The organism is Frigoribacterium sp. PhB24 (genome assembly GCF_003755185.1).
GTDB lineage: Bacteria > Actinomycetota > Actinomycetes > Actinomycetales > Microbacteriaceae > Frigoribacterium.
This window is the reverse complement of sequence record NZ_RKIC01000011.1, coordinates 283,018-309,701: the sequence shown is the minus strand read 5'-3', so window position 1 is coordinate 309,701 and position 26,684 is coordinate 283,018. Positions and strand designations below refer to the sequence as shown.

Annotated in this window: 19 protein-coding genes; 9 read left to right on the top strand and 10 right to left on the bottom strand. The window is 68.5% G+C overall.

The features are described from left to right. Positions 1–303: 303 nt before the first annotated feature. The 3 genes from EDF50_RS09100 to ychF form a co-directional block, all read right to left on the bottom strand. Positions 304–3,258, bottom strand: a complete 2,955-nt coding sequence (locus EDF50_RS09100; RefSeq protein WP_158612675.1) for a DEAD/DEAH box helicase — start codon at positions 3,256–3,258, stop codon at positions 304–306. 872 nt (positions 3,259–4,130) lie between these two features. Then, positions 4,131–4,550 carry an ImmA/IrrE family metallo-endopeptidase gene (locus EDF50_RS09095; protein ID WP_123519227.1) on the bottom strand — a complete coding sequence of 140 codons (420 nt, stop codon included), beginning with the start codon at positions 4,548–4,550 and terminating at the stop codon, positions 4,131–4,133. A gap of 795 nt (positions 4,551–5,345) precedes the next feature. Continuing rightward, positions 5,346–6,419 (bottom strand): redox-regulated ATPase YchF, encoded by a 1,074-nt coding sequence (gene ychF / locus EDF50_RS09090; protein ID WP_055977322.1) that lies wholly within the window; start codon positions 6,417–6,419, stop codon positions 5,346–5,348. Positions 6,420–6,538: 119 nt separating this feature from the next. Between ychF and EDF50_RS09085 the strand changes: the two genes are divergently transcribed. Next, positions 6,539–7,168 (top strand): exonuclease domain-containing protein, encoded by a 630-nt coding sequence (locus EDF50_RS09085; protein WP_123519226.1) that lies wholly within the window; start codon positions 6,539–6,541, stop codon positions 7,166–7,168. Positions 7,169–7,222: 54 nt separating this feature from the next. Further along, positions 7,223–8,491 carry a DNA recombination protein RmuC gene (locus EDF50_RS09080; RefSeq protein WP_123519225.1) on the top strand — a complete coding sequence of 423 codons (1,269 nt, stop codon included), beginning with the start codon at positions 7,223–7,225 and terminating at the stop codon, positions 8,489–8,491. Between the two features lie 83 nt (positions 8,492–8,574). Here EDF50_RS09080 and glpX read toward each other — a convergent pair whose 3' ends face one another. Beyond that, positions 8,575–9,573, bottom strand: a complete 999-nt coding sequence (gene glpX, locus EDF50_RS09075; RefSeq protein WP_123519224.1) for a class II fructose-bisphosphatase — start codon at positions 9,571–9,573, stop codon at positions 8,575–8,577. A 119-nt stretch (positions 9,574–9,692) separates the two neighbouring features. Here glpX and EDF50_RS09070 point away from each other — a divergent pair, with 119 nt between their 5' ends. Together EDF50_RS09070 and fbaA are read left to right on the top strand one after the other, a co-directional pair. Further along, positions 9,693–13,286 (top strand): SdrD B-like domain-containing protein, encoded by a 3,594-nt coding sequence (locus EDF50_RS09070; RefSeq protein ID WP_123519223.1) that lies wholly within the window; start codon positions 9,693–9,695, stop codon positions 13,284–13,286. 159 nt (positions 13,287–13,445) lie between these two features. Further along, on the top strand, positions 13,446–14,474 hold the full coding sequence (gene fbaA / locus EDF50_RS09065; protein WP_123519222.1) for a class II fructose-bisphosphate aldolase: 1,029 nt from the start codon (positions 13,446–13,448) through the stop codon (positions 14,472–14,474). A 76-nt stretch (positions 14,475–14,550) separates the two neighbouring features. Here the strand turns inward: fbaA and EDF50_RS09060 are convergent, their stop codons facing one another. Further along, a complete protein-coding gene (locus EDF50_RS09060; protein ID WP_123519221.1) occupies positions 14,551–15,135 on the bottom strand; it encodes a DUF6264 family protein in 585 nt (194 codons plus the stop codon). Further along, positions 15,132–16,205 carry a 4-hydroxy-3-methylbut-2-enyl diphosphate reductase gene (locus EDF50_RS09055; RefSeq protein WP_233570473.1) on the bottom strand — a complete coding sequence of 358 codons (1,074 nt, stop codon included), beginning with the start codon at positions 16,203–16,205 and terminating at the stop codon, positions 15,132–15,134. Before EDF50_RS09055 ends, EDF50_RS09060 begins: the two co-directional genes overlap by 4 nt. A 115-nt stretch (positions 16,206–16,320) precedes the next feature. Between EDF50_RS09055 and xseA the strand changes: the two genes are divergently transcribed. The 5 genes from xseA to EDF50_RS09030 all read left to right on the top strand — a co-directional run bounded on the left by xseA (position 16,321) and on the right by EDF50_RS09030 (position 20,773). Further along, complete coding sequence (xseA, locus tag EDF50_RS09050) at positions 16,321–17,610, top strand: exodeoxyribonuclease VII large subunit (RefSeq protein WP_123519385.1); 1,290 nt, start codon at positions 16,321–16,323, stop codon at positions 17,608–17,610. A 9-nt stretch (positions 17,611–17,619) separates the two neighbouring features. Then, positions 17,620–17,850 (top strand): exodeoxyribonuclease VII small subunit, encoded by a 231-nt coding sequence (locus EDF50_RS09045; RefSeq protein WP_123519220.1) that lies wholly within the window; start codon positions 17,620–17,622, stop codon positions 17,848–17,850. Continuing rightward, complete coding sequence (locus EDF50_RS09040; RefSeq protein ID WP_123519219.1) at positions 17,847–18,530, top strand: DUF4245 domain-containing protein; 684 nt, start codon at positions 17,847–17,849, stop codon at positions 18,528–18,530. Before EDF50_RS09045 ends, EDF50_RS09040 begins: the two co-directional genes overlap by 4 nt. Before the next feature lie 166 nt (positions 18,531–18,696). Next, positions 18,697–19,287 carry a carbonic anhydrase gene (locus tag EDF50_RS09035; protein ID WP_123519384.1) on the top strand — a complete coding sequence of 197 codons (591 nt, stop codon included), beginning with the start codon at positions 18,697–18,699 and terminating at the stop codon, positions 19,285–19,287. 85 nt (positions 19,288–19,372) lie between these two features. Then, positions 19,373–20,773, top strand: coding sequence for a class II fumarate hydratase (locus EDF50_RS09030; protein ID WP_255410067.1), 1,401 nt, complete (start codon positions 19,373–19,375; stop codon positions 20,771–20,773). Positions 20,774–21,004: 231 nt separating this feature from the next. On the opposite strand, the gene EDF50_RS09025 is transcribed toward EDF50_RS09030, so the two are convergent. From EDF50_RS09025 to EDF50_RS09010, 4 genes are all read right to left on the bottom strand, one after another. Then, positions 21,005–21,934, bottom strand: coding sequence for a prepilin peptidase (locus tag EDF50_RS09025; protein WP_158612674.1), 930 nt, complete (start codon positions 21,932–21,934; stop codon positions 21,005–21,007). Further along, positions 21,931–22,971, bottom strand: coding sequence for a type IV toxin-antitoxin system AbiEi family antitoxin domain-containing protein (locus EDF50_RS16645; RefSeq protein ID WP_158612673.1), 1,041 nt, complete (start codon positions 22,969–22,971; stop codon positions 21,931–21,933). Before EDF50_RS16645 ends, EDF50_RS09025 begins: the two co-directional genes overlap by 4 nt. 492 nt (positions 22,972–23,463) lie before the next feature. Beyond that, the gene (locus EDF50_RS09015; RefSeq protein ID WP_233570521.1) at positions 23,464–24,807 is read right to left on the bottom strand and encodes a PhoH family protein; all 1,344 of its coding nucleotides are present in this window, start codon (positions 24,805–24,807) and stop codon (positions 23,464–23,466) included. Positions 24,808–25,204: 397 nt separating this feature from the next. After that, positions 25,205–26,332 (bottom strand): aminotransferase class V-fold PLP-dependent enzyme, encoded by a 1,128-nt coding sequence (locus EDF50_RS09010; protein ID WP_123519217.1) that lies wholly within the window; start codon positions 26,330–26,332, stop codon positions 25,205–25,207. Between the last annotated feature and the right edge of the window lie 352 nt (positions 26,333–26,684).

The following is a 26,684-nucleotide window of genomic DNA, read 5'->3' as shown; positions in this document are numbered from 1 at the left end:
TCCCGAGGGGGCTCCACAATCGATCACGGGCGCACCTTTTTTGCGATCGCACGACGTCGGCGTTGGGGACGCCAACCAGCGCGCGCCCAATAGGGACGCTCAGCAACGTCGTTCGTCCGGTCGCAAGCGTGGAGACCTGCGTGCCGATGCCACCCCCGAGGCGCTCTACATCTTCACACCGATGCTCGCAGCGAATCATCTCAAACGCACGTCGCGTGTTGTCAGCAACGGCGGGTCCACCATTCCGCTCTGAGTGGCTAAACCTTCGCGACGCGACTGTCCCCGGGGCCTAACTTGAAATACCTACTCGGAGCAAAAGACGCGCAACCGAACGCCACATTGCTGAGTCGAGCTCCACGCTCCGCTGAGGAGGGCATGCACTTGAAGCGATGCTGGACTTGGACGTTCTTTCTTCAGTTCTTGCATGAGTGCGGACTTAGAAAGACAGGCGCCGAGGACGAGCCAGACTTCGCGTGTGGAGGAGTGCGCTTGAATCACCCCGTTGATGGCTTGCCAGTGCTTCGCTCCACTTTCCTGCGCCTGCCCTCGGCGGAGGCGAGTCGCCGGCCCAAGACTCTCCGTCCTGGGTTTCGTTTTCTTAATTTCCCAGTCGTTGCCCCAATAATCCGTCTGGGGTTGATCAGTGTTACCGAGTGTAAGGAACCGCAGGCTCTTCAACGCCTGAGCGACCACCTCGTGTAGAGCGGACGCGGAAACTTTTGACGGGTTGTCGGCGGACTTGCTCTTCGCGTGAGCGAAGACGACCTTTCCCGCGTCGAACCCGATGAAGTCGGCGATTTCGCTTCCAAGGTCCGTACACAGAATGGTCGCATCCGGCCCGAGCGAGTTCGGAAGAAGGTCTCGCTCGAGTACGCCGAACACCGTGCTCGTGGGCCAGGGACTCAGCCCCTTGGTGTCCCCCTTCTCTCCACGTACATTCGAAAGATCCGCGCACGTGGTCAGGACGGACATCAGCCCCTTCTCGGACGCAGCGTCATGAAGGTCCAGTCGCCAGAAATTCCGGTTGGTGTAGACCAGCCCTTCCTTGGTGGCTACTCTCATCAACTGCCCCCGGTTGATGTGCTGCCAGAAATCCAAACCACGGTCGTTGACCGCACGATAGGGCACGTTCGCCGCTGATCCGACGAAAAACCTTCCCTCCCGCGGCTCCCAGCGAATCTCGGCTTCAATTTCCTCTTTGTTGAGCGTGACGTTGAACTTCCCATCCACGACGGCGCTACCACGCCAATCGACGATGAGCGGGCCGTCACCATCGTCTTCGGGCACAAAGCTCTCTGGGCCCACATCAAGGAGGACGTGAGCAGCGACTGGCACGTTTTCGGGGGTGGTCGGGAGACCGTAACGGCTAATTGCCACTGCTGGAACGCTCGCAGTTTGCAATGCCACTTCCAGTTCACCGAACCATTCGTAAAGTTCGTCGTAGAGCCCTCTGGACGGCCGGTAGTCGGTCACGCGCCCGTGCTTGACGCCGGTGTAGCGACGTACAGCCTCACCTTCGATGCTCAGATACCCGGATGCCGTCGAGTACCCGAAGGTCGAGTCCCCGACTTCAGCCGCAATCTGCCCGAGATCTCGGGCATGAAGCGATCGTGATCGGACGGCCCAGTCACTCAGGTCACTGTTGGTCAGGGACATCGCGGTGATGGTGGATGCGTCGGGCAGCAGCCCGACTAGAAGGCCGGCAGGCAACGGCTTAGTCCTCTTCCGTACGTGGTCGGTGAGCCCGTCCGACGACGAAACGAACAAATGGGAACCGTTCCAATGAAGGACCACATATCCGAGGGACATCTCGACAAAGGCTGCGTCATGCAGGATCGGGGAGTTTCGGATCGACGTATACAAGAGAACGCGAACATCGCTACTGGGCTGGTACTCCGCCAAGATCTGACGCCCTGATGATTCGAGATCCCTCGTGACCTCCGCAGCGAAGTCAACGAGAGCGAAATTGTCGTCCGGTCGGCGGATATTGGTACTCAAGCGATAGCGGATCGCATCCCACGCACCGTCTGCCGCAAAATTCGGTTTTTCCCTAAAACGGCGATCCCAGTAGAAAATATCGGGCTGCGCGGCTAATAACCCGCCAATTCCTGCAGGATCGACCGCGACAGACCTCTGGCCTATCGACCGATCGAATGCGAGGTATCGATTCCACGACGCACCCATCTGGCCGTCGGAGGAGAACACCACCGCACGCTCGCCAGCCTCCCTACTCGGGTTTCGCAGGACACGACCAACCTGTTGGACTCGAGCTCGGTCATTCCCAAACCCGCCATGGACCGCCAACACTCGGACGGACGGGTCGTCGAAGCCTTCTGTGAGTTTGTGCTGATGCACCATATACTCAGCGTCCGGACGATCTGCTGGCAACGGAATCCTCGTGAGCAGGTGAGGCTTCTTCGCATCGTGGGAAAATGTTTCGTGGATGCCAATGGCCTTGCGCCCTCTCGCTATCAGGGCGTCCGTAACAGCCCGGACATCAGTACTGTTACCACAACGAATTATTACCCGTTCATGTGATTCCTTAGCCTTCCGGTCGGCGATCTTCTTGAGCAAGAGATCAACGTAGGTGGTGATCGATGACTGGGGTTCGAGAACCTCAAAGTCGGGCTCGCGCAACACGTATTCGGCAACGGCTGCTTCATGTGAGTATCGGAACTGTGCCGACGGGTCGATATTAAACATTCTATTATCATTGCGAAAGGGCGTCGCTGAAAATAAGCAGATCGGAAGCCCCATAGCGCGCACTGCTCGAGACCAGCCCGGCGCTGGCTCGTAGTGACATTCATCGACAACGACGGTTGCGAATTGACGAAACAATGCCTTCATCGCAGCCTCATCAAAGCTCACTGTCTTGAATATCTCGAGAGCCATCGATAGCGTGGCTACGTAAATTGCCGGTGCCTCCTCGCCCTTGTTCACGCGTTGCACGAAATGCTTGGCTTGGGAGACAAAACGCACCTCCGGAAGCCCTTCGGGCCTCGTCACTTCCACACGCGACCAAGTCCGAGTGCCAATGTCTTCCATAAGTTGGCGCGCCAATCCCCGCCAGGGTGTCAAGACGAGTGCGCTCTTGTTCTTCCCTCCGACACGCGGGCCGGCCATCAGAGACGAAATGACCGCGGACTTGCCAGTCCCGGTGGGCATCGTTATCAGCGCAGCACCAGTGCGAGCGCCAGGTCGCTGAAGATAATCATTCAGCGTCGCCACCGCTTTGACTTGGTGAGGCCACAATGCCATGACAACGAGTCCTTTCGTAGTTGTTCCCCGCACCATACAGGGCCATCCGAATCGGATGTGGCGGGCCACCCATGGCCAAAGATCTGGCTCTCGCCCCCCTCTGATCTGCACTTGTCGTGACCTGCCACGCCGTGAGGGGCTGGGGCTACAGCCACATCGTCACAGCCTGCAGCTTGGCGTCGGCCTCGTCGCAAGACGTCTCGTCTTCCATGAGGCGGCACGTGACAAAGTCGGCTTCCTCGCGGCGTGATCATTCCCGCCACGGCTGTCGGAAGTCGCACAGCTATGTGAACGTCGGCGGCGGGTGGTCCTCGGCTGCGCGCTGCCGGTGCACCTGCATCCGCGTGAGAGGGGCCAACCCATTTCGGCGCGACGGAAGTCTCCGGTGGGCTCTCACCGCCTCAGTGTCGGAAGAGTCCAGGAGTACCCGTTGACGACTCGCAGGATGCCTCCCTTTGATGGCGGTGCGTCAGTCGTGGGGAGAAGGGTGTCCCTTGTCCGGCTCGAAGAGATAGCGAGCCATGATGGCCACGATTCCGAGGATCTCGACCACGGTTCCACTGATCGACGCGGAATAACGCTCGCTTCGATACGGCCCCACTGGGAGATGAGATACAGCATGACCATCACGACGTTGGCGCCGAGAACCAAGCTGGTCGTCCACAATGCCCACCGGAAGAGCTTGGTCCGCAAGCGCCGCTTTTGCTTGTCGGTCTTGAGGACAGCCCGAACTGCCTTCGAGCCATCAGACGCCGAAATGCTATTACTCGGCTCGTTCTTGAGCTCGTCGACCGAGAGGCCGTCCCAGATCGTCACGGAAGCTGATGCCCAGTCACCATCCTTGGCGCCGTGGCGCTCGCCGTCAGACACGGCTAGAACGGCGAAGCCTCCGTGAGGCGTCGCAGTCGCACGTCCATCGCCGGCACTGAGACGTTGAAGTAACGTGCCAACTCAGCCGCAGAGGCGCCGATGGGTGACTGCAGAAGCCGGTGCACCTCGTTTTCTGGCATGAGCAGGTTGCCTGCGAATTCGTTTGCGTAGAACTCGTGGGCGTCCGACTTCGAGGTCCTCTTGTCGACGAATGCAAATGTCGACATGCCCTGCTTCGAGGTGAGTACGCGCTCGGCGTAGTGGCCGAGCTCGTGGGCACATGTGAATGATTGACGCAGGGGAGTGTGAGTGTGGTCAACGAGAATGGTGGCCTCTACGGTGCCGGCCTCATCGACGCTGTTTGCCACAACCATGCCACTCACGCCTTCCTGGAGCGCTACCCGGTAGGAAGCGATGCCCATGCGACGTGCAACCTCGAAGGGGTCGACAGGGAAGCGGTCCTCGTGCCAGTAGGCCCGGAGGACCTCTCCAGCAGCCTTGCGAGCGGCATCCTAAATCAGCATGGGTCTAGACCTCCTGGCCGTTCAGTGAAGCAGACATCTGCGCCGGAGATTACGGGCGCGCTCGGGTCAACAGTCCGCAACGACCTGTGATTCCGACTACCAGCCGCTGGTGGGTGCGTAGCCTCGGCACCCTGAGCAGCACCGTCGCGTGGATGCTGCAGCACGAGCCCGAGATCCGCAAGCCCATCGCCGGGTGGGCTCGAATCGTAACCGTTCGCATCCTTGCGCCTGGTCGAGCGGTACCGACGTTGCTTCAAGCGGGTCGTGCAGGCACCAGACGGCCTCATGAGGATGCTGTCGCAGCACATCGCCCTGAGGGGTTTGCAGGGGCATCCGGGGCGTGGCTGTTCCCGGGCGAGAACGAGATGTCGGCGCACCCGAACACGGCCGCCCACGAGTGGCGAAGTCCAAGAAGGCAGCCAAGCTGCACGACGATCTCGTGCTCCACGATCTGCGCCGCTACTTCGCCTTGGCCTCATTGCCGCGGGCTGCTCAATCGCTACGGTCCAGACCGCGCATGGGCACACGTCGCCGAGCGTCAACTTGAACTTGTACACGCACCTCTGGTTGAAAGAGGAAGACCGCACCGGACGGGCTGCTCGAGGCCTCGTGGATGCGGTCTCTAGATCTGCTGACGGATTAGTGACGAGCGAACGGGCCAGTTTGGCGTAAATTCGGGGTTCACGCGGCCCATTAGTTGTTGAAGCGGAACTCCACCACGTCGCCGTCTTGCATGACGTACTCCTTGCCCTCGATGCGGGCCTTGCCGGCCGAGCGCGCCTCCGCGATGGAGCCGGTCTCGACCAGGTCGTCGAACGAGATGACCTCGGCCTTGATGAAGCCCTTCTCGAAGTCGGTGTGGATGACCCCGGCGGCCTGCGGGGCCTTCCAGCCCTTGCCGATCGTCCAGGCGCGAGTCTCTTTCGGGCCCGCCGTCAGGTAGGTCTGCAGCCCCAACGTCTCGAAACCGATGCGGGCGAGCTGGTCGAGACCCGATTCGTCCTGCCCGAGCGACGCGAGCAGCTCGGCGGCGTCCTCGTCGTCGAGGCCGATCAGCTCGGACTCGACCTGCGCGTCGAGGAAGATCGCCTCGGCCGGAGAGACCAGGGCCTGCAGCTCGGCCTTGCGCGCCTCGTCGGTGAGGACGGCCTCGTCGACGTTGAAGACGTAGATGAAGGGCTTCGCGGTGAGCAGGCCCAGCTCGCGGATCGGCTCGAGGTCGATGCTCGTGGCCGAGAGCGCCTCGCCGCGCTGCAGGGCGTCGCGGGCGGCGACGGCCGTCTCGTGCACGATCGGCTCGACGCGCTTCAGCCGCAGTTCTTTCTCGTACCGGACGAGAGCCTTCTCGACGGTCTCGAGGTCGGCGAGGATCAGCTCGGTGTTGATCGTGCCCATGTCGCTCTCGGGGTCGACCTTGCCGTCGACGTGCACGACGTCGGGGTCGTCGAAGCCGCGCACGACCTCGGCGATGGCGTCGGCCTCACGGATGTTCGCCAGGAACTTGTTGCCGAGCCCCTCGCCCTCGCTCGCACCCTTCACGATGCCGGCGATGTCGACGAACGACACCGGTGCAGGCAGGATCTTCTCGCTGCCGAAGAGACCGGCCAACACCTGGAGGCGCGGGTCGGGCAGGTTGACGATGCCCACGTTGGGTTCGATGGTCGCGAACGGATAGTTCGCCGCCAGCACCTGGTTCTTGGTCAGGGCGTTGAACAGGGTGGACTTGCCGACGTTGGGCAGTCCGACGATCGCGATAGTGAGAGCCACGAGGATCAAGCGTACCGGGCATGTCGAGCCGTGCCGTCGGATCGACGTTCGCTGTGGAGGGATCGGTGCCCCGCCGTGCCTGTGGAGGCGGTGTCGGAGGCGCGTGAGAGCATGAGTCAATGCCCATCGACTTCACCGCGATCGACTTCGAGACCGCGAACTCGAGCAGCGCCAGTGCCTGCTCCGTCGGCCTCGTCAAGGTCCGCGACGGGGTCGTCGTCGACAAGGTGGGCTGGTTGATCCAACCGCCCGCGGGGCACGACGAGTTCTCCGAATGGAACACCCGCATTCACGGCATCGTCGCGAGCGACGTCGTCGGCGCGTTCGGCTGGGCCGAGCAGTTCGAACTGCTCGCCGACTTCGCCGGCGACGACGTCTTCGTCGCCCACAACGCCGGCTTCGACATGGGCGTCATCAAGGCCGCCTGCGCGGCGACCGGGCTCACCCCTCCCCCGTGGTCGTACCTCTGCAGCCTGCAGGTCGCCCGCAAGACCTACTCCCTCGACTCGTACCGTCTGCCGGTCGCCGCGACGGCCGCCGGGTTCGACGCCTTCTCGCACCACGACGCCCTCGCCGACGCCGAGGCCTGCGCGGCCATCGTCGCCCACGCCGCCCTGTTCCACGGTGCCTCCGACCTGGGCGAGCTCGCGGCCGTCGCGTCGGTCAAGGTGAAGGTCCTGCAGCCGTCCGGGGCGCCGGCGGCACCCGCCGTCCCTCGCGCCGACCGACGCCCGATGGCCTTCGGCTGAGCCCTTCCGCGCCCACCACCGGGCGGTGTCGGTGGCCGCTGCCACACTGCCGTCATGCCCCTCCCGCTCGCCCTGTTCCTCGCCCTGCTGCTCGGCCTCGTGCTCGGCGTCGCCGTCGGCGCGCTCGCCACCCGCACCCGTGCGGTCGAGGCGACGGCGCGCCTGTCCTCCGACCTGGCCGCCGCCCGCGCCGTGGCCGACGCCACTCGTGAGCGCCTCGACGGCCAGGACGACCAGTACCGGCGCCAGATCGCCCAGCAAGAAGACCGCCTCCAAGAGTTCCAGGACCGCCTCCGCGACGTCCGCATCGCCGAGGCCGAGAGGGCGCGCACCGACGGTCAGGTGCTCGTCGCGCTCAGCCCGGTGGCCGAGAGCCTGCAGGCAGTCCGGCAGAAGGTGGCCGAGCTCGAGGCCGAACGCACCCTCCAGTACGGCGCCCTCAGCGAGCAGCTCCGCACCGCCGCCGAATCGGGTGAGCGGCTCCGGGGGACGGCCGAGTCGCTCGCCTCGGCACTGAAGTCGAACAGCACACGCGGTGTGTGGGGCGAGACCCAGCTGCGCAACGTCGTCCAGGCCGCGGGCCTCGTCGAACGCGTCGACTTCGACGTCCAGACGTCGATCTCGTCGGACGCGGGCGCCGGCCGACCCGACATGGTGGTGCACCTCCCCGGGGGCAAGAACATCGCGGTCGACGCCAAGGTGCCGTTCTCGGCCTACCTCGAAGCCAGCGCCATCCCCGCGTCCGCCACCGGCGACGAGGGCGCGCGACGCGATCAGCTCGTCCGGCAGCACGTCAAAGCGCTGCGGGCCCACGTCGACGCCCTGGCGGGCAAGACCTACTGGGCCGGGCTCGACTCCTCGCCCGAACTCGTCATCGCGTTCATCCCGAGCGAGTCGCTCGTATCGTCCGCCCTCGAGGCCGACCCCGCCCTGATGGACTACGCGTTCCAGAAACGCGTCGCCCTGGCGTCACCCGTGACGCTCTGGTCGGTGCTCAAGACCGTCGCGTTCAGCTGGCAGCAGGACGTCGTCACCGCCGAGGCTAAAGAGCTGTTCGACCTGAGCCGCGAGCTCTACGGCCGCCTCTCGACCATGGCGGGCCACGTCGACAAGCTCGGCCGGTCGTTGCGCGCCGGAGTGACCGATTACAACCGGTTCGTCGGGTCGCTCGAGCGGACGGTGCTCCCCTCGGCCCGCCGGCTCAACATGCTCGACGAATCCAAGGTCCTCGCGACCCCGACGACCGTCGAGGAGTCACCCCGCGAACTCACCGCTCCCGAGCTCGCCGCGGCACTCGACGACAGCGGCCGCGACCACGGCTGACCCCCGACGCCGCGACTGAGACCAGACACGACGAACGCCCGACCGAGGCCGGGCGTTCGTCGTGTCGTGGGGGCGTCGGGCGGTCAGGCCTGCTCGCCGTACCACTTCGAGACGAGGTGGTCGGCCTCGACCCGGCGGATGGTGCCCGAGTGCGAGCGCAGCACGATGCTCGACGTGCGGATCATGCCCTGCTTGCGCGTGACGCCCGCGACGAGCGCGCCGTCGGTGACTCCGGTGGCGACGAAGTAGGCGTTGTCACCCGTGACGAGGTCGTCCTGGTCGAGGACGCGGTCGAGGTCGTGACCGGCGTCGATGGCCTTCTGACGCTCGGCGTCGTCCTTGGGCGCCAGGCGGGCCAGGATCAGGCCGTCGAGGGCCTTGACCGCGCAGGCCGTGATGATGCCCTCGGGGGTGCCGCCGACACCGACGCACATGTCGATGCGCGAATCGGGGCGGGCCGCGTTGATGCCGCCGGCGACGTCACCGTCGAGCAGCAGCCGGGTCGAGGCGCCCACGGCCCGGATCTCGGCGATCAGGTCCGCGTGACGAGGGCGGTCGAGGACCGCGATCTGCATGTCCTCGACGGCGATGCCCTTGGCCGCGGCGAGGGCGGTGATGTTCTCGCCGATGGGACGGTCGAGGTCGATGATGCCCTTGCCCTCGGGCCCGGTCACGATCTTGTCCATGTAGAACACGGCGCTGGGGTCGTACATGCTGCCCCGGTCGCTGACCGCGATGACCGACAGGGCGTTCATGCGACCCGCGGCGGTGAGGCTCGTGCCGTCGATCGGGTCGACGGCGATGTCGCAGGCCGGACCGAAGCCGTTGCCGACGTGCTCGCCGTTGAACAGCATCGGGGCTTCGTCCTTCTCGCCCTCGCCGATCACGACGACGCCGTCGAACGCGACCGTCCCGAGGAACTTGCGCATGGCGTCGACCGCGGCCTTGTCGGCGGCGTTCTTGTCGCCCTTGCCGATGAACGGCGCCGAACGGATCGCGGCCGCCTCGGTGGCCCGGACCAGCTCCATCCCCAAGTTGCGGTCGGGGTGCGAGTAGAGGGTTCCGGAGCCGTTATCAACCATGAGTCGACTCTAGTCCGCTTCGCCCACGAATTGCTTTCCACAGCGCCCCGTTGATATTCCCCATAGACATGCCGCATACGCTAACTTGAGGCATAAATACCCTCCGTTGAAAGGCACGCATGCTCCTTCACATCCCCAGGCGTTCCGGCGCCGCGGTGGCGCTGGTCGCCACCGCCTGTCTGCTCACCGGCCCCCTGCCCGCACGGGCAGAACCCGCGGCGACGAACGGCTCCCCCGCCGGTCCCGCCGCGTCGAGCACGGACGCCCCGGCGAGTCGCTCGGTCGGCGGCGAGGGCGACGGGGCGGACACGGCACCGTCCGACGCACCCGACGCCACGACGCCCGATGCGTCCCCGCCGGGGACGTCTACCGGCGTCACCGACACCGGGCCGGGCCCCACCGCCCCGACGCCCGCGCCCCACGCGGCGACGTCATCGGCCCTCGAACTGCAGATCGCCTCGACCGAAGACGGTCACGGTCCGTTCACGACCGAGGACGCACCGGGCGGAGACACGTCGGCGCGCAACGGTCGCGTCCGCACGGCGGACGCCGTCACGTGGTCGGTCTCGGTCACCTCCCGCTCGGGCGATGTCGGCGACGCCGTCCTCGACCTGCGTTCCGTCGACGGCGCGACCTTCGGCGACATGCCCGATCGGTGCGAGAAGGGTTCGACGGTCTCGGCGAACCAGCTCAGCTGCGCGTTGGGCGATCTCGACAACGGCACGACGATCATCCCGGTCGTGACGAGCGTGCCCCAGACGGCCGCCGACGGCTCCCCGGTGCGCATCCGCGGCGCCGTGCGGGGCTCGGGGTCGACCGCGTCCGAGGCGACGTCCGACACCCTCCTGGTCTCCGCAGCTCCCCGGTGGGATCTCGCGGCCAAGACGTCGGTCCCGGCGTTCCACCCCGCCGAGGGCCCCGACGGTTCGACGCCCGGCTACCGCATCGTCTACCCCGTCCTCGTCCACGGCAACAGCCTCGACCCGAGCCAGGGCACCCTCGGGCTCGAAGCCCTGCAGGGCGACCTCTCGTTCGTCGACGACGTGTCCCGCATGCACGGCGACGAGCCCAGCCAGGCCGTCCTCTTCTCGCAAGACGGGGCGCCTGCCTGTGGCATCAACACCGGCCAGCTCGCCAACACGCCCGGTGGCCGTGGCGGCGGGGCGAACGCGGTGGCCGATTCCGGCACCTTCACCTGCGAGCAGGCCGGCCCGGGTCAGCCCGTCACGGTGACCATCCACGGCATCGATTCGTCTCTGGCGACCGTCCCCTCGAAGTCCGTCACGGGGGCCGGCCTCACCGGCGGGGTCAAGCCCTACATCGTCTCGGGCTACATCACGCTCTGGGTGCCCAGCCCGCCCACGAACGAGTCCTTCACGGCCCGGAACGTCTACCGCGACCTCGTCGCCCCCTCGCTTTCCGGCCAGGCCAACTACCCCGACGGCAACGAACCGACGGGCAACAACGTCGTCGACCGGAACATCGGTGAGTTCGCCGGTGTGGTGGGTTCGACGCACTACCGCGGCACCGATCAGGGGACGACCAAGGAACGGCGCGCCTCCGGCAAGGACGACCAGCCGTACGTCACACCAGGACAAGACCTGCTCACCCGGGCCAACCTCGGCAACTACGGCACGACGACGTGGCGGGGCACCCAGGTCTGCACGGTCTTCGATCGTTCGGTGCAGACCCTGCGCCGAGTCGACGGCAAGTGGGCGTTCTCGTCCAGACCCCGAACGACGGGCGCACCGATGTACGCCGCGTTCGGGTCCTCCGATCCGGCAGCGTTGAGGGACGCGACCTGTGGCGACGACGAGACCTGGTACGACGACCCCACGAAGGTCCCCGGGGGTCCAGCGGCCGTCGGCAAGGTGCGATGGACCTACGACCACCCCGGCGACTCGACGTTGACGTTCGTCGCCTTGCTGCAGGCGCACGCCGACCTGGCCGACTACACCCGGCTGCGCCACTACACCAGCGTCCGCCGGACGGCCACGACGGGCTGGCGGCACGACGTCAACCCCGCGGACGAAGCGAACGGCAACTGGGCGGACTTCCTCACAGCGACCGCCGATCTCGCCCGCGTCACGACGAAGATGGTCGACCCCGGCTACACGGCGGAAGACACCCCGGATCGGGGCCACTACGTCAAGGCCGGTGACACCGCGACCTTCGCGATCTACCCGACGGTGACCAACGCCACCGGTGGCGGTCAGCCGGGCGACCTCGTCGTCACCGACCTCGTGCCCGCAGGGTCGTGGTACGTCGACGGCAGCGCCTCGCTGGCGCCCGAGTCCGTCGACGAGATCACCGATGAGCACGGAGTCACGCGTCAGCGCCTCACATGGCGCATTCCCGCAGTACGCGCCAACGACGACGTGCCTCCGCTCACCTTCGACCTCCAGATGGGTGCGGTCACCGGCCCGGTCTTGTCCGAGGCCGCCGTGATCTGGGATCGCGACATCTCGGAGGCACCGCGCAAGAAGGCGTCGAGGGGCTTGCACGTCCTGGCGGGCTCCGGGTTCTCCCTCCGCGAGACCGCCGACGCACGTGTTCACGTCGTCGGCGACGAGATCGTCTTCACGCTGCAGCAGCAGAACAACGGGTCGACCCGTCTGCCCTCGTCCCGACTCGTCGCCGTCCTGCCCTATGACGGCGACGGCCGGGGCACGAAGACCGGCGGACGTGTCGTCTTGAGGGGCCCCGTCACGGTGTCTCCGGGCGAGACGGTCCGCTACACCTCGGCCGCGCCCACGAGCGTGCCCCGTGATCCCGACGCGACCGGGCCCACGTGGTGCACCGAGGCCGAGTTCGGGGCCGCCGGATGCCCGCGCACGCTGGCCGACGCCACAGCCGTTCGCCTGGACCGCACCCCCGAGATGGCCCCGGGCACCACCGTCACGCACACCCTTCCGGTCACGGTGCAGAACGGTCGACCCGATGCCCGTCTCGCGCTGGACTTCACGTTCAGAGCCCTCGGGTTCCCTGCCGCTGTGACGTCGCGGACAGCGGCGAGCGACATCGTCTCGGGCTCGGTCGGCGGCCGCATCTGGCTCGATGGCGATCGCGACGGTATCCAGGGCAGCGACGAACCCGGCCTGTCCGACGTCGACGTCGTCCTCACGGGGACGAACGACCTCGGGGACCAGATCGACGTCAGCACGGTCTCCGACGCGGACGGGCACTACGCCTTCGACGGCCTGCGGCCCGGTCGGTACCGATTCGACGCCGGGCCGGCCGAGCACGGCTGGACCACGCCTCACCGCGGTGACGACCCCCGCCGTGACTCCGACGTCGATTCCGACGGCCTGGCCGACGTTCGACTGGTCCGTCTGACCACCCCGGGTGGTGCGCTCATCGGCGTGACACGAACCGGCGAGATCGACGCGGGAGCCCTTCCGGGCCCCGAACCGACGCCCGATCCCACGCCGACGCCGACGCCCGATCCCACGCCGACGCCGACGCCGACGCCGACGCCCGACCCCATGCCGGGCCCTGCCCCCACCCCATCGACGGACACGCCCACGGACGACGCGACCGCCCACCCGGTCGTGCCGTCGGCGCAGGACGACGACCCCCGGGGCGGTCCGGCAGCCCACCCGCGAGCGCTGGCCTTCACCGGCACGAACGTCGCCCTCGCCGGCCTCGTCCTGGCCTTGATGGCGATCGGGACGGGCGCGATCGGGGTACGTCGCCGTCGGCAGGAGGACTGACCCGGCGCACCGACAACCGTGGGGCGGGGCACTCTCATGGAGCACCCCGCCCCACGGGGTCCCGCCGATCCCAGCCGTGCCCCGTCCCCTCATCCGCTCCGTCGGTAAGCTGGCGGACGGAGCCTCGCCCGGACCACGGTCCCGATCAAAGGAGAACGCATGCCCGTCGCAACCCCCGAGCAGTACGCCGAGATGCTGGACAAGGCGAAGAACAAGGGCTTCGCCTACCCCGCCATCAACGTCTCGTCGTCGCAGACGATCAACTCGGTGCTGCAGGGCCTCACCGAAGCGGGCAGCGACGGCATCATCCAGGTGACCACCGGCGGCGCCGACTACTTCGCCGGCCACACGGTCAAGAACCGTGCCGCGGGTGCCATCGCCTTCGCGAAGTTCGCGACCGAGGTCGCGAAGAACTACCCGGTGACCGTGGCCCTGCACACCGACCACTGCCCCAAGGACGCCCTCGACGGCTTCGTGCTGCCCCTCATCGCCGCCTCCGAAGAAGAAGTCCGGGCCGGCCGCAACCCGCTGTTCCAGTCGCACATGTGGGACGGCTCGGCCGTCCCCCTCGACGAGAACATCTCGATCGCCCAGGACATGCTGAAGCGCACCAAGGCCATCAACGCCATCCTCGAGGTCGAGATCGGCGTCGTCGGCGGCGAAGAAGACGGAGTCCAGCACGAGGGCACCAACGACGCGCTCTACACCACGGTGGGCGACGTCACCCGCGTGGTCGAGGCGCTCGGCCTCGGCGAGCACGGCCGCTACATCGCCGCGCTCACCTTCGGCAACGTGCACGGCGTCTACAAGCCCGGCAACGTCAAGCTGCGTCCCGAGCTGCTGGGCGAGATCCAGCAGGGCATCCAAGAGCGGTTCGGCACCGCCGACAAGCCCCTCGAGCTCGTCTTCCACGGCGGGTCGGGGTCGTCCGACGCCGAGATCGCCGAGGCCGTCTCGAACGGCGTCGTCAAGATGAACCTCGACACCGACACGCAGTACGCCTTCAGCCGCTCCATCGCCGACACGGTGCTGAAGAACTACGACGGTTTCCTCAAGATCGACGGCGAGGTCGGTAACAAGAAGCAGTACGACCCCCGCGCCTGGGGCAAGGTCGCCGAGACGGCGATGGCCGCCCGCGTCGTCGAGGCGACGAAGCAACTCGGGTCGTTCGGTCAGTCGGCCAGCTGACCCGCGCCTCCTCGTGTCACGACGAAGCCCCCGAGCGAGTGCTCGGGGGCTTCGTCATGATGCCGTGCGTCTGGCCTCAGTTCGAGCCCGACGAGAAGTAGTCGTTCGTGAAGCTCTGCATCGCTTCGGCGAAGGCCGGGTCACCCATCAAGATGGCCGCCGCCCCGAAGCCCTGGATCAGACCGAAGACCACACCGGCGACGAGGGGCACGACGAAGCCGAGGCGCCCTGCGCGCAACCGACGGAGGGTCCACCAGGTCGAGACGGAGAACAGCGTGACGGCCACGACGGCCATGACCGTTCCGAAGGTCTGCAGCGCGGCCGACGAGCCGAAGCCCGACAGGTCGAGACCGAACGTCTCGAACTGGGCGAGTTGCGTGGTCGCGTAGCCGGGCACGCGGGCGATCGCCTGGATCGCACCGAAGGCTCCCAACCCGATCAGAGCGAACGTCGCCACCCGGTCGACACGTCGCCCGGTCGTGAGCGCAGGAGGCGCGGTGCGGGTCTCGTCGCCGGCGCGGACGTCGGTCGAGAGTGCCGGCCGCGCGTCCTGTTCGGCGACCCGCGCCTCCTCGGCGGTGTCGTCGGCTGCCGTGACGGGATTCACCCAGCCCTCGGGCGCGTACTCGCCGTAGCGGGGCTTCGGACGCTCGTCGGTCATCGAGTGCGACCGCCGAGGCCACGTGCGTCGACCTGGCCCGTGGCATCCTTGCGGAGCTCTTTCGGGAGGGAGAACATGAGGTCCTCCTCGGCCGTGACGACCTCGTGGACGTCGACGTAACCGGCGTCGGACAGGTCGGCCAGCACCTCGTCGACGAGCACCTCGGGCACCGACGCACCGGAGGTGACGCCGACCGTCTCGACGCCGTCGAGCCACTCCTGCTTGATCTCGTTGGTGTAGTCGACGCGGTAGGCGGCCTTGGCGCCGTGCTCGAGGGCGACCTCGACGAGACGCACGCTGTTCGAGCTGTTCGCCGAACCGACCACGATGACGAGATCGGCACCCTGCGCGACCTTCTTGATCGCGACCTGGCGGTTCTGCGTGGCGTAGCAGATGTCGTCGCTCGGGGGGTTCTGGATGCTCGGGAACCGCTCGCGCAGACGGCGCACGGTCTCCATCGTCTCGTCGACGCTGAGGGTGGTCTGCGACAACCAGACGAGGTTCTCGGGGTCGGCCACGACCAGGTCGTCGACCTCGCCCGGGTTCTGCACGAGGGTGGTGCGGTCGGCCGCGTGGCCCATCGTGCCCTCGACCTCTTCGTGCCCGGCGTGGCCGATCAGGATGATGTGACGGCCCTGGTCGCCGAAGCGCACGGCCTCGCGGTGCACCTTCGTGACGAGCGGACAGGTCGCGTCGATGGCCTGCAGCTCGCGGTCGGCGGCACCCTTCACGACGGCCGGCGAGACGCCGTGCGCACTGAAGACGATGTGCGACCCCTGGGGCACCTCGTCGACCTCGTCGACGAAGATCGCCCCCTGGCTCTCGAGGGTCGCGACGACGTGCACGTTGTGGACGATCTGTTTGCGGACGTAGACCGGCGCGCCGTAGTGCTCGAGCGCCTTCTCGACGGCGATCACGGCACGGTCGACACCGGCGCAGTACCCGCGGGGTGCCGCGAGCAGCACCCGCTTGCGTCCGTTGACGGGGGTATCCTTTAGCCTGTTCCGCACCGCAGGAACACGCGGTGTCGGCAGGTCGATGGCGAGGGCGCCGTTGGAGATGTGGCTCACCCGACGAGTCTAGGTGTGACGGACTGGTCGCGTACTGGGAGCCACCGCGCGATCGGTCGATCGCCCCGAGCCGCCGCTCGTCCTGTCGGTGACGACCACCCTCGAACGGAGCTCCATGACGATCGTTCCCCCTCCCCCCACCGCCGAGTCCCCCTGGCCGGTCGGGCTGCTCGCCAGCAAGGTGCGCGACTGGATCGACCGCCTCGGCACGGCCTGGGTCGAGGGCGAGATCACGCAGTGGAACGTCTCCGGGGGCAACGTCTACGGCAAGCTCCGCGACCTCGAACAGGACGCCACCGTGTCGTTCTCGATCTGGTCCAGCGTCAAGTCGCGCGTCCCGGCCGACCTCAAGCAGGGCGACCGGGTGATCGCCGCCGTCAAGCCGAACTACTGGGTCAAGGGCGGCAGCCTCACGATGCAGGTGTTCGACATGCGCCACGTCGGGCTGGGCGACCTGCTCGAACGTCTCGAGCGTCTCCGTCGCCAGCTCACGGCCGAGGGGCTCTTCTCCCCCGAACGCAAGCGGGCACTGCCGTTCCTGCCCGGCTGCATCGGCCTCGTGACCGGCAAAGACAGCGACGCCGAGAAAGACGTGCTGCGCAACGCGCAGCTGCGGTGGCCCTCCGTGTCGTTCCGCGTGGCCCACGCCGCGGTGCAGGGCGACCGCATGGTCGGCGAGGTCACGGCGGCGATCCAGCGACTCGACGCCGATAACGAGGTCGACGTCATCATCGTCGCCCGAGGCGGTGGCGACTTCCAGAACCTCCTCGGCTTCAGCGACGAGGGTCTCGTCCGAGCCGTCGCGGCGTGCACCACTCCCGTCGTCAGCGCGATCGGGCACGAGGCCGACCGGCCGCTGCTCGACGACGTCGCCGACCTGCGGGCGTCCACGCCGACCGACGCCGCCAAACGGGTCGTCCCCGACGTGACCGAAGAACTGTCGCGCGTCCAGCAGGCGCGCACCCGTATCGGTGTGCGTCTGACCTCGTTGGTCGCCTCCGAGATCGACCGACTCGAACAGATCCGCAGCCGCCCCGTGCTGGCCTCACCCCAGACCCTCGTCGACGTCCGGGCCGACGAGGTCGTCCGTGCGGTCGCGCGGGGCGAAGAGCTCGTGGCCCGTGCCGTCGAGAGGGCCCACACCCGGGTGTCCGAGCTCACGGCTCAGCTGCGCGCCCTGTCGCCGCAGGGCACACTGCGCCGGGGCTACGCGATCGTGCAACTGCCGTCGGGCAACGTGCTCCGAGACCCCGACGAGGCCCCCGCCGAGACGCGCCTCCTCGTGACCACCGACGGAGGCGCGGTGGGGGCCGTCAGCACCGGCGCCTCCTCCCCAGGCTCCGACGCGTCCGACTCGTCCTCAGCCGTGGCCACCGCCGCGACGCCCGTCAGCACCCCTCGTTAGGATCGTCTCGTGGACACCACCCCGACCAGCACCCCGCCCGACGTCGCCTCGCTCAGCTACGAGCAGGCCCGCGACGAGCTCGTGTCCGTCGTGTCCGAGCTCGAGCAGGGCGCGTCGACCCTCGAACGCTCGCTGGCCCTCTGGGAACGCGGCGAGGCACTCGCGCGGCGCTGCGAAGAATGGCTGATGGGCGCCCGTGAACGCCTCGAAGCGGCCCGCCGACAGGTGTCCGCCGAATGACCTCCCCCTCCGACGGCGGCCCGCGAGGCGCACGACGTCCGCGCGAACCCCGCGTCGTCGCCGAACTCGGCCGACCCGAGACCCCCGACGAGACCGCGGCCCGCAAGGCCGAGAACACCCGCAAGCACTACGCGAACCAGACGGCGATCAACCTGACCCTGTCGATCGTCGCCTCGCTCGGCATCGTGCTCTTCCTCGTGCTCGTCGTCGTGCGTCCGAGCGGCACCGTGAACCGCCAAGAGATCGACTACGTCCAGGTCGCGGCGCAGGCCCAGGCGAGCGTCGACGCCCCCCTCGCCGCGCCTCCCCTGCCCGACGGATGGTCCTCGAACGCGGCCGAGGTCCGGTCGTCCACCCGAGACGACGTGCCTACCTGGTACGTCGGGCTCATCACGCCCGCCCAGCAGTTCATCGGGCTCGAACAGGGCATCGACGCCAACCCGACCTGGGTGAGCCTGCAGGTGCAGAACGCGGCGGCGACGTCGACCCGCTCGATCGGTGGTCTCACCTGGGACGTCTACGACCGACGCGACGCCGACGACCCGGGCAACTACGCCTACGCCCTGACCACGACCGTCGACCGCAGCTCGTACGTGCTCTACGGCACAGCCGACGACTCCGAGTTCGACGTCCTGGCCAGCTCCCTGGCCCAACAGATCGCCAGCCAAGAAAGCGAGTGACGTGACCCGACACGACTCAGCCGCCGACGCTCCCGCCGACGCAGCTCCGACCACCGTCCCCTCCGCCTCCGTGTCGGCCGCGGCGTCCGCCTCGGTACCCGTTTCGACGGGTGAGGCGACGACCGACCCCGCCGAGAGCTCCGCTCCCGGCACCGCGTGGACCCGCATGGTCGAGGGCAACCACCGCTTCGTCGACGGAGCACCGCGGCACCCGCACCAAGACAGTGATCGGCGATCCTCGCTCGCGGCCGGCCAAGAACCCGTGGCGGCCCTCTTCGGGTGCGCCGACTCGCGGCTCGCCGCCGAGATCATCTTCGACGTCGGCCTCGGCGACCTCTTCGTCGTGCGCAACGCCGGCCAGGTGGTCGGTGACACGGTCATCGCCTCGCTCGAGTACGCCGTGTCGGTGCTGCACGTCCCCCTGATCGTGGTGCTCGGCCACGACAGTTGCGGGGCCGTCGCCACGGCCATCGACTCGATCGGTTCCGACTCGGCCCCCGGGTCGGCGTTCCTCGGCGGTCTGATCGACATGATCATGCCGTCCGTCGAGCGCGCCCAACTCGACCTCGAGACAGGCGCCGACCTCGACCCCCGTGCGGTCGGGCACTTGCACATCGAGGCTTCCGTGCGCACGCTCGTCGACCGGTCCGCCCTCATCTCGTCCGCCGTCGCGGACGGTAGGTTGGCCGTGGTCGGCGCGAACTACGACCTCGCCAACGGGCGGGTCGATCCTTCGGTCGTCGTCGGCCGACTCTGAACCGAGTCGGGGCGCACGCTCCGACGCCCCGCGCCCTCGACGGGCGCAGCAGCCCGGCAGGGCCCGAGGAAAGGACCACGACGTCGTGACCACATCCGAGACCGACTACCGCATCGAGCACGACACCATGGGCGAGGTGCGAGTGCCCACATCGGCGCTCTACCGTGCGCAGACGCAGCGTGCCGTCGAGAACTTCCCCATCAGCGGGGCCGGGCTCGAACCCGCGCAGATCGTGGCACTGGCACGCATCAAGCGGGCCGCCGCCCTGGTGAACGGCGAGATGGGCATCATCGACCAGCCCGTCGCCGACGCGATCGTCTCGGCCGCCGACCAGATCATCGGCGGCCGCCACCACGACCAGTTCCCGGTCGACGTCTACCAGACCGGCAGCGGCACCTCGTCGAACATGAACATGAACGAGGTGCTCGCCACCCTCGCCGGCACCGTCGACGGCACCGCGGTCCACCCCAACGACCACGTCAACGCCTCCCAGTCGTCGAACGACGTCTTCCCGACCTCCGTCCACGTCGCCGTCACGGGTGCGCTCCTGCACGACCTGATCCCCGCGCTCGAGCACCTGGCGCTCTCCCTCGAGACGAAGGCCTCGGCCTGGTCCGACGTCGTGAAGGCGGGCCGCACCCACCTCATGGACGCCACACCGGTCACGCTCGGTCAAGAGTTCGGCGGCTACGCACGGCAGATCCGACTGGCGATCGAGCGCGTGCAGAGCGCCCTGCCCCGCGTGGCCGAGGTCCCGCTGGGCGGAACGGCCACGGGCACCGGCATCAACACTCCCCTGGGCTTCCCCCAGCGGGTCATCACGGCTCTCGCGGACGACAGCGGCCTGCCCGTCACCGAAGCCCTCGACCACTTCGAGGCGCAAGGGGCCCGCGATGCCCTGGTCGAGGCCTCCGGCGCCCTCCGGGTGCTCGCCGTGAGCCTGACCAAGATCAACAACGACATCCGGTGGATGGGCTCGGGGCCCAACGCCGGGCTCGGAGAACTGCACATCCCCGACCTGCAGCCGGGCTCGTCGATCATGCCCGGCAAGGTCAACCCGGTCATCCCCGAGGCCGTGCTCATGGTCTCGGCGCGGGTGATCGGCAACGATGCCACGATCGCCTGGGCAGGCGCGTCCGGAGCGTTCGAGCTCAACGTCGCGATCCCCGTGATGGGCACGGCGTTGCTCGAGTCGATCCGGCTGCTCTCGAACGCCACGCGGGCCCTCGCCGACAAGACGATCGACGGGCTCGAGGCGAACGTCGAGCATGCCCGCGCCCTGGCCGAGTCGTCTCCCTCGATCGTGACGCCGCTCAACCGGGTCATCGGCTACGAAGCGGCGGCCAAGGTCGCCAAGCACGCGGTCGCCCAGAAGCTGACCGTCCGCGAGGCCGTCGTCGACCTCGGGTTCGTCGAGCGAGGCGAGGTCACCGAGCAGCAGCTCGACACCGCGCTCGACGTCCTCAGCATGACCCACCCGGGCTGAGCCCTCATCGCGCCCCCGGCACGGGGGCGTCGTGATCGCGATAACCCGAGGAGGCGCGCGTCCGTCATCGACCGGAGCGTGCCTCCTCGGCGTCTCGACACCTTGTGGTCTGGCCGACTCGTGGTCTGGCCGACTCGTGGTCTGGACGACCGGTGGTCTGGCCGACTCGTGGTCTGGCCGACTCGTGGTCTCGACACCTCGCCCTGGGGCGATGGGACCCCAGCGCTGACGTCACCGCGCCACCAGGACGGCGTCGAAGCCGACGAAGGCCGGGCGGCTCACCACGACCCACCAGAACGCAGCCAGCAGGCACGGCCCGAACGGCACGTCTCGAACAGACGGTCGCGGGCCTGACGGTCGCGGGCCTGACGGTCGCGGGCCTGACGGTCGAGGGTCTGAAGGTCGAGGTGACAGCTCCCGTCTCGAGTGGAACGACCGGACACCGGCCATCCCGACCGCCAGCGTGCCGGCGAGACCCCAGAAGACGAGCAGCGCCATCGGTCCGGTCGGTGACACGACACCGCTCAGCACGGCGCCGAGTTTGACGTCCCCCATGCCCAGGCCCCCGATCAGCGCGGCCACCAGACCGACCACGGCGACGGCCAACGAGGTGGCCAGGCTCGTCGCCGCCGCCTCCGGGTCGCCCCCGATAACGAGCAGAGCAGTCGACACGCCCCATGCACCTGCGGCGACCGCGACGAGGACGTTCGGCAGACGGCGTTCGGTGATGTCGATGCGCACGAGAGCCGGCGTCACCACCGCCACTCCGAGACATCCGACGAGCGTCCTCGCGCCCTCGTTCGCACCCGCGAGCGGGCCGGCCTGGGGGATGAGATCGACACCGGCAGCCGTAGCGGCCGCTGCGATCGTCACCGCCGCCAGTGCGGCCACTCCGACGGCCTCGCGGGCCTGGGCGCGCTCGGAAACTGGCCTGACGTGGTCTCGAGATGCCGCCCCACCGGACGGTCCTGCTCCGTCCGCCGAGCCCACCCCGATCGCCGAGCCGACTCCGACCGCGCCGATCGCGCCGTCCGCTCCGTTCGCGCCCTTCGCCCCGTCCGCTCCGACCGCGTCGATCGCGCCGTCCGCTCCGACCGCCCCGTCCGCCGAGCCCAGTCCCGGCTCGATGCGGCCCGGCTCGATGCGGCCCGGCTCGATCACGATGCTCCCGGCGGAACCAGGCCGGCAGCGTGTCCGGGGGCCGGACGAACCAGATGCCACGGGCGTCGGCCACGGGTGTGCCGGACACCGGGATGCTGAGCACGACCGCTCGGTACGAGCAGGGGGCGCCGGGGTCGCCGGGCTTCCTCGAGCACCGCTTGGACGGCCTCGACGACGAGCGGTCGATGATCACGCACCATCTCGTAGCTGGCGCGAAGGGCGGTCCGTCCCCGGATCGTGATCGCGAGGTCCTTCATCCGATCAGCATCGAACGTGTCGGCGTGCGAGCTGCGCCCGTCGAGTTCGAGTGCGACGACCTCGTCCACGACGACGTCGACGCGGCGACGGTCACCCGGGCCGACCCTCACCTGGGACTCGACACGGTGCCCCAGGCCGACGAACGTCGCCCGAGTGACGCTCTCGATGAAGCTCTCGCTCAGCGGATCGGCCCAATCGACGACACCCCTCACGTCCGACGGAGCCGCTACGAAGGCCGCGTGCAGTCCAGCGAGCGAGAAGTTCCCGCTGGACAGTGCCCAGTCCAACAGGGCCACCGCCTCGTCGAGTGGTGCTGCCACGACGGCGTCCACGAGAGCGGTGCGCAGAGGCACGGCCCAGGCCGCCCGCCGTGCGTCCTCGACAGCGTGCTCGTCGTCGTCGGGTTGGCGCAGGACCGGCTGGTGGAGCGTCCGCGGCGGCACTCGGCCGTCGGCCCGCCAGCGAACCGTCGCACCACGCCTCGGACGCAGACGTGAGGCTCCCGGCGGCACCACGACGGTGACGGTGGGAGTGGTCGTCCACATCCACGCCCCGAGCAAGGCCAGGAGTGACGCTCCGGTCAACCTGCCTCCGATGCGCACCGCTTCGTGCCTCGCGTCCCCCGGCGGGAAGGTCGTGTACCAGCCACGACGGGCCCGGTGGACGCGCCCGGACCTCACGGCGGCGGTGAGCATCCGGTCGGATGCGCCGAGGGCGACGAGGTCCTGTTTGTGGAGGACCCCACCGGCTTGTCTGACGTGCGTCGCGATCTGCTGCATGCCGACAGGTTGACGCGGCCCGCGCCTCCTCGGCGGTGCGCGAACGCCACCCGGTGGACGGTGACCGGCCCGCGCCAGGTGGGGACGGGACGTTCCGATCCGCCGTGGACGGACGACACGTCCGCGCCCGCGCCTGCCCGTCTGGATGCGCCTGACGCCGCGCGCGTGCCCGGCGCCCGTCGGCGAGTCCGGAGAACGCCACCCACGCAGCCCCGTGCGTCGACGGACCGTGCCGAACCAAGGAGTTGCCGCCCGACGGATGATGTCCGACGGCGCGCCGCTCGTGCCGTGACGTGGTCGGGTGACGAGCCCCTGGTCGCGACGTGCCCGAGGACGTGCCGCCAACTCCGGAGAACGGCGATCAGCGGCGTCCTGAATCGACAGGACCGTGCCGATCTCCTGAGTTGCCGACGACGCGAGGGGCCGACGACGTCCAGCACGACGGGCGGGCAGGAGGCGCGGGCCGGGTGACCGGCGCCTCCTGCGACCCTGCTACATCAGGTCGTTGGACTCGAGCATCTCGGTGACGAGGGCCGCGATGGCCGAGCGCTCGGAGCGGGTCAACGTGACGTGACCGAACAGCGGGTGGCCCTTGAGCGTCTCGATGACCGAGGCGACACCGTCGTGACGACCGACGCGCAGGTTGTCCCGCTGCGCCACGTCGTGCGTCAGGACCACGCGCGAGTTCTGGCCGATGCGGCTGAGCACGGTCAACAGCACGTTGCGCTCGAGGGACTGGGCCTCGTCGACGATCACGAACGCGTCGTGCAACGAGCGACCTCGGATGTGCGTCAGCGGCAGCACCTCGAGGATGCCCCGCTCGACCACCTCGTCGAGGACGTTCTGCGACACGATCGCGCCCAGGGTGTCGAAGACGGCCTGCGCCCAGGGGTTCATCTTCTCTCCGGCGTCACCGGGCAGGAAGCCGAGGTCTTGCCCGCCCACGGCGTAGAGCGGCCGGAACACCATGATCTTCTTGTGCTGCTGTTTCTCGAGCACGGCCTCGAGCCCGGCGCAGAGAGCCAGAGCCGACTTGCCCGTGCCGGCGCTTCCACCCAGCGACACGATGCCCACCTCGGGGTCGAGCAGCAGGTCGATGGCCAGACGCTGCTCGGCCGAACGACCGTGCAGCCCGAAGACGTCACGGTCGCCACGGACCAGGCGTGCCTCGCCACGGGAGACCACCCGCCCCAACGCCGAGCCACGGTCGGAGTGGACGACCACCCCCGTGTTGACGGGGACGTCGCCGAGGGCACGGCTCGAGATCTTCTCGGACTCGTAGAACGACGCCATCTGCTCACTCGAGACGTCGATCGAGGTCTGCCCCGTGTAGCCGCTGTCGACCACCTGCTCGGCCCGGTACTCTTCCGCGGCGAGACCGATGGACGCGGCCTTGACCCGAAGCGGCAGGTCTTTCGAGACGACGGTGACGGCCAGCCCGTCGGCGGCCAGGTTCGAGGCGACGGCCAGGATGCGGGAATCCGCGTCGTTCAGCTGCAGACCCGAGGGCAGCACCGACATGTTCGAATGGTTCAATTCGACACGCAGCGAACCTCCGTCACCGACGGCCACCGGGAAGTCGAGACGGTCGTGCTTCACGCGGAGGTCGTCGAGCAGGCGGAGGGCCTGCCGGGCGAAGTAGCCCAGCTCGGGGTCGTGACGTTTGCCCTCGAGTTCGCTGACCACGACGACGGGCAGCACGACGTCGTGTTCCGCGAAGCGGAAGAGCGCCTGGGGATCGGACAGCAGCACCGACGTGTCGAGCACGTAGGTGCGCTGGGCGACCGCCTGCTCACCCCTCGTGCTCGCTGCGGTGTTGCGTTCGGTTGAGGTGATGTTCGACGCGGTCACGACCACTCCGTCCTCGGGCGGCTGGGCACCCGGGTACCTTCGGCAGAGACGGCCGCGGAGCAGTTGCGAGGCGAACTTTCGTGGCCGTCTCGATCGGACTCCTTGCCCGATGAGACGAACCTACGACGCCCGTCCGACGTCCGCATCGTGGGCGTGACCGTGTCGTGTGACGATCAGGTGAACGACCCTCATGTGCCGGTCGAGGGTCGAGGGTCGCGGGTCGCGGGGCGCCGGGCGTCGGTCGCCGGTCGCGGGTCGCCGGTCGCCGGGCGCCGGTCGCCGGGCACTGGTCGCGGGGCGCGGGGCGCCGGGCGTCGGGCACCGGGCGTCGGTCGCCGGGCACTGGGTCGCGGGGCACCGGTCGCGGGGCGCCCCACGCCGCCTAGTAGAAGACGCTCGTGCCGAACGAGGTGAACGCGCCGCGCAGCATCTCGAACGAGTCGTCGCCCGTCGACACGTGCACGCTCAACCGGACGGTCGTGTCGCGCACCGTCGCGGTGACCCCGTGGTTGATGAGCGCGGCCGTCAGCGTCGTCATCTGGTCGAGGGCTGGCTCGAGCACGACGATCCCGGCACGTTCCGCCTCGTCGCGGGGCGACACCACCGGCACGGCGAACTCGTCGGCCAGGTCGATCACGCGGGTGGCCCGCTCGGCCACGGCTCGCGAGACGGCGGCCACTCCCACGTCCGCGAGGTCCTCGAGCGCCGTCGCGAACCGGGCCTGGGCGATGGGATCGGGGTTGGTCACCTGGAACGCGGCCGCGCCCGGGAGGGTCGGCTGCGGGTCGTGGTACCAGCCGCCGAGGGCGAGGTCGCTGCCGGCGACGCCGCTGAACACCGGGGTCAGGGCGGACAGTGCGCGGTCGCTCAACGCCAGGAAACCCGTGCCCCAGCCCGCGCGGACCCACTTCTGCCCGCCGGAGGCGACCACGTCGGCCACGGCGTAGGGGGCATCGACCACGCCGAAGCCCTGGATCGCGTCGACGATCAGCAACCGGTCGCCGATGACCTGGCGGATTCCTTCGAGATCCACGAGGTACCCCGTGCGGTAGTCCACGAGGCTGACGGCGACCGCCGCGACCTCATCGGTCAGGTGACGCTGCACCACGGCCGGCGTCACGACGTCGTGGTCGAGGTCCATCCACACCGGCTCGAGCACGCGCAACGCCTCGGCCGAGCGGGTCGCTGCGATCGGCATGCTCGGGTAGTCCCGCGGCGACATCAGCACCTGCCCGGTCAGACCGAACATCGCGTGCGTGAGACCCGCGCTCGTGTTCGGCTGGAAGACGACGTGGTCGGGCGCGAAGCCGACGAGCGACGAGATCGCCCGGCCGACACGCCCCGCCTGCTCGGTCAAGGCGATCTCGGACCCGAAGCGCGCCCGCGCCTGCACCTCGACCAGCGAGCGCTGCTCGTCCGCGACGGAGCTCGATATGGGGCCCCACTTCGCGAAGTCGAAGTATCCGGGCTCGTCGGTGAACCCCGAGGCAAGGTCGTCGATGGTCTTCACGGTGTTCTCCTAGGCGGCGGTGACTGGTCCACCGTAGTGCGGTCCGGGGTTCGCCGACCCGCGCCTCCTCGTCCGGTCCTCGACCCAGGTGCGTGCGCGGTCCTCGATCGAGCCACCGGCAACTCAGGAGAACGGCACACCCGACCCCCGCCAGGAGGCGCGGCACCGCCGACCTCCGGAGTCACCGACACCAGCGCGCTCCCCCAATCCAGCCGGCCACCGGCAACTCAGGAGAACGGCACACCCGACCCCCGTGAGGAGGCGCGGCACCGCCGACCTCCGGAGTCACCGACACCAGCGCGCTCCCCCAATCCAGCCGGCCACCGGCAACTCAGGAGAACGGCACACCCGA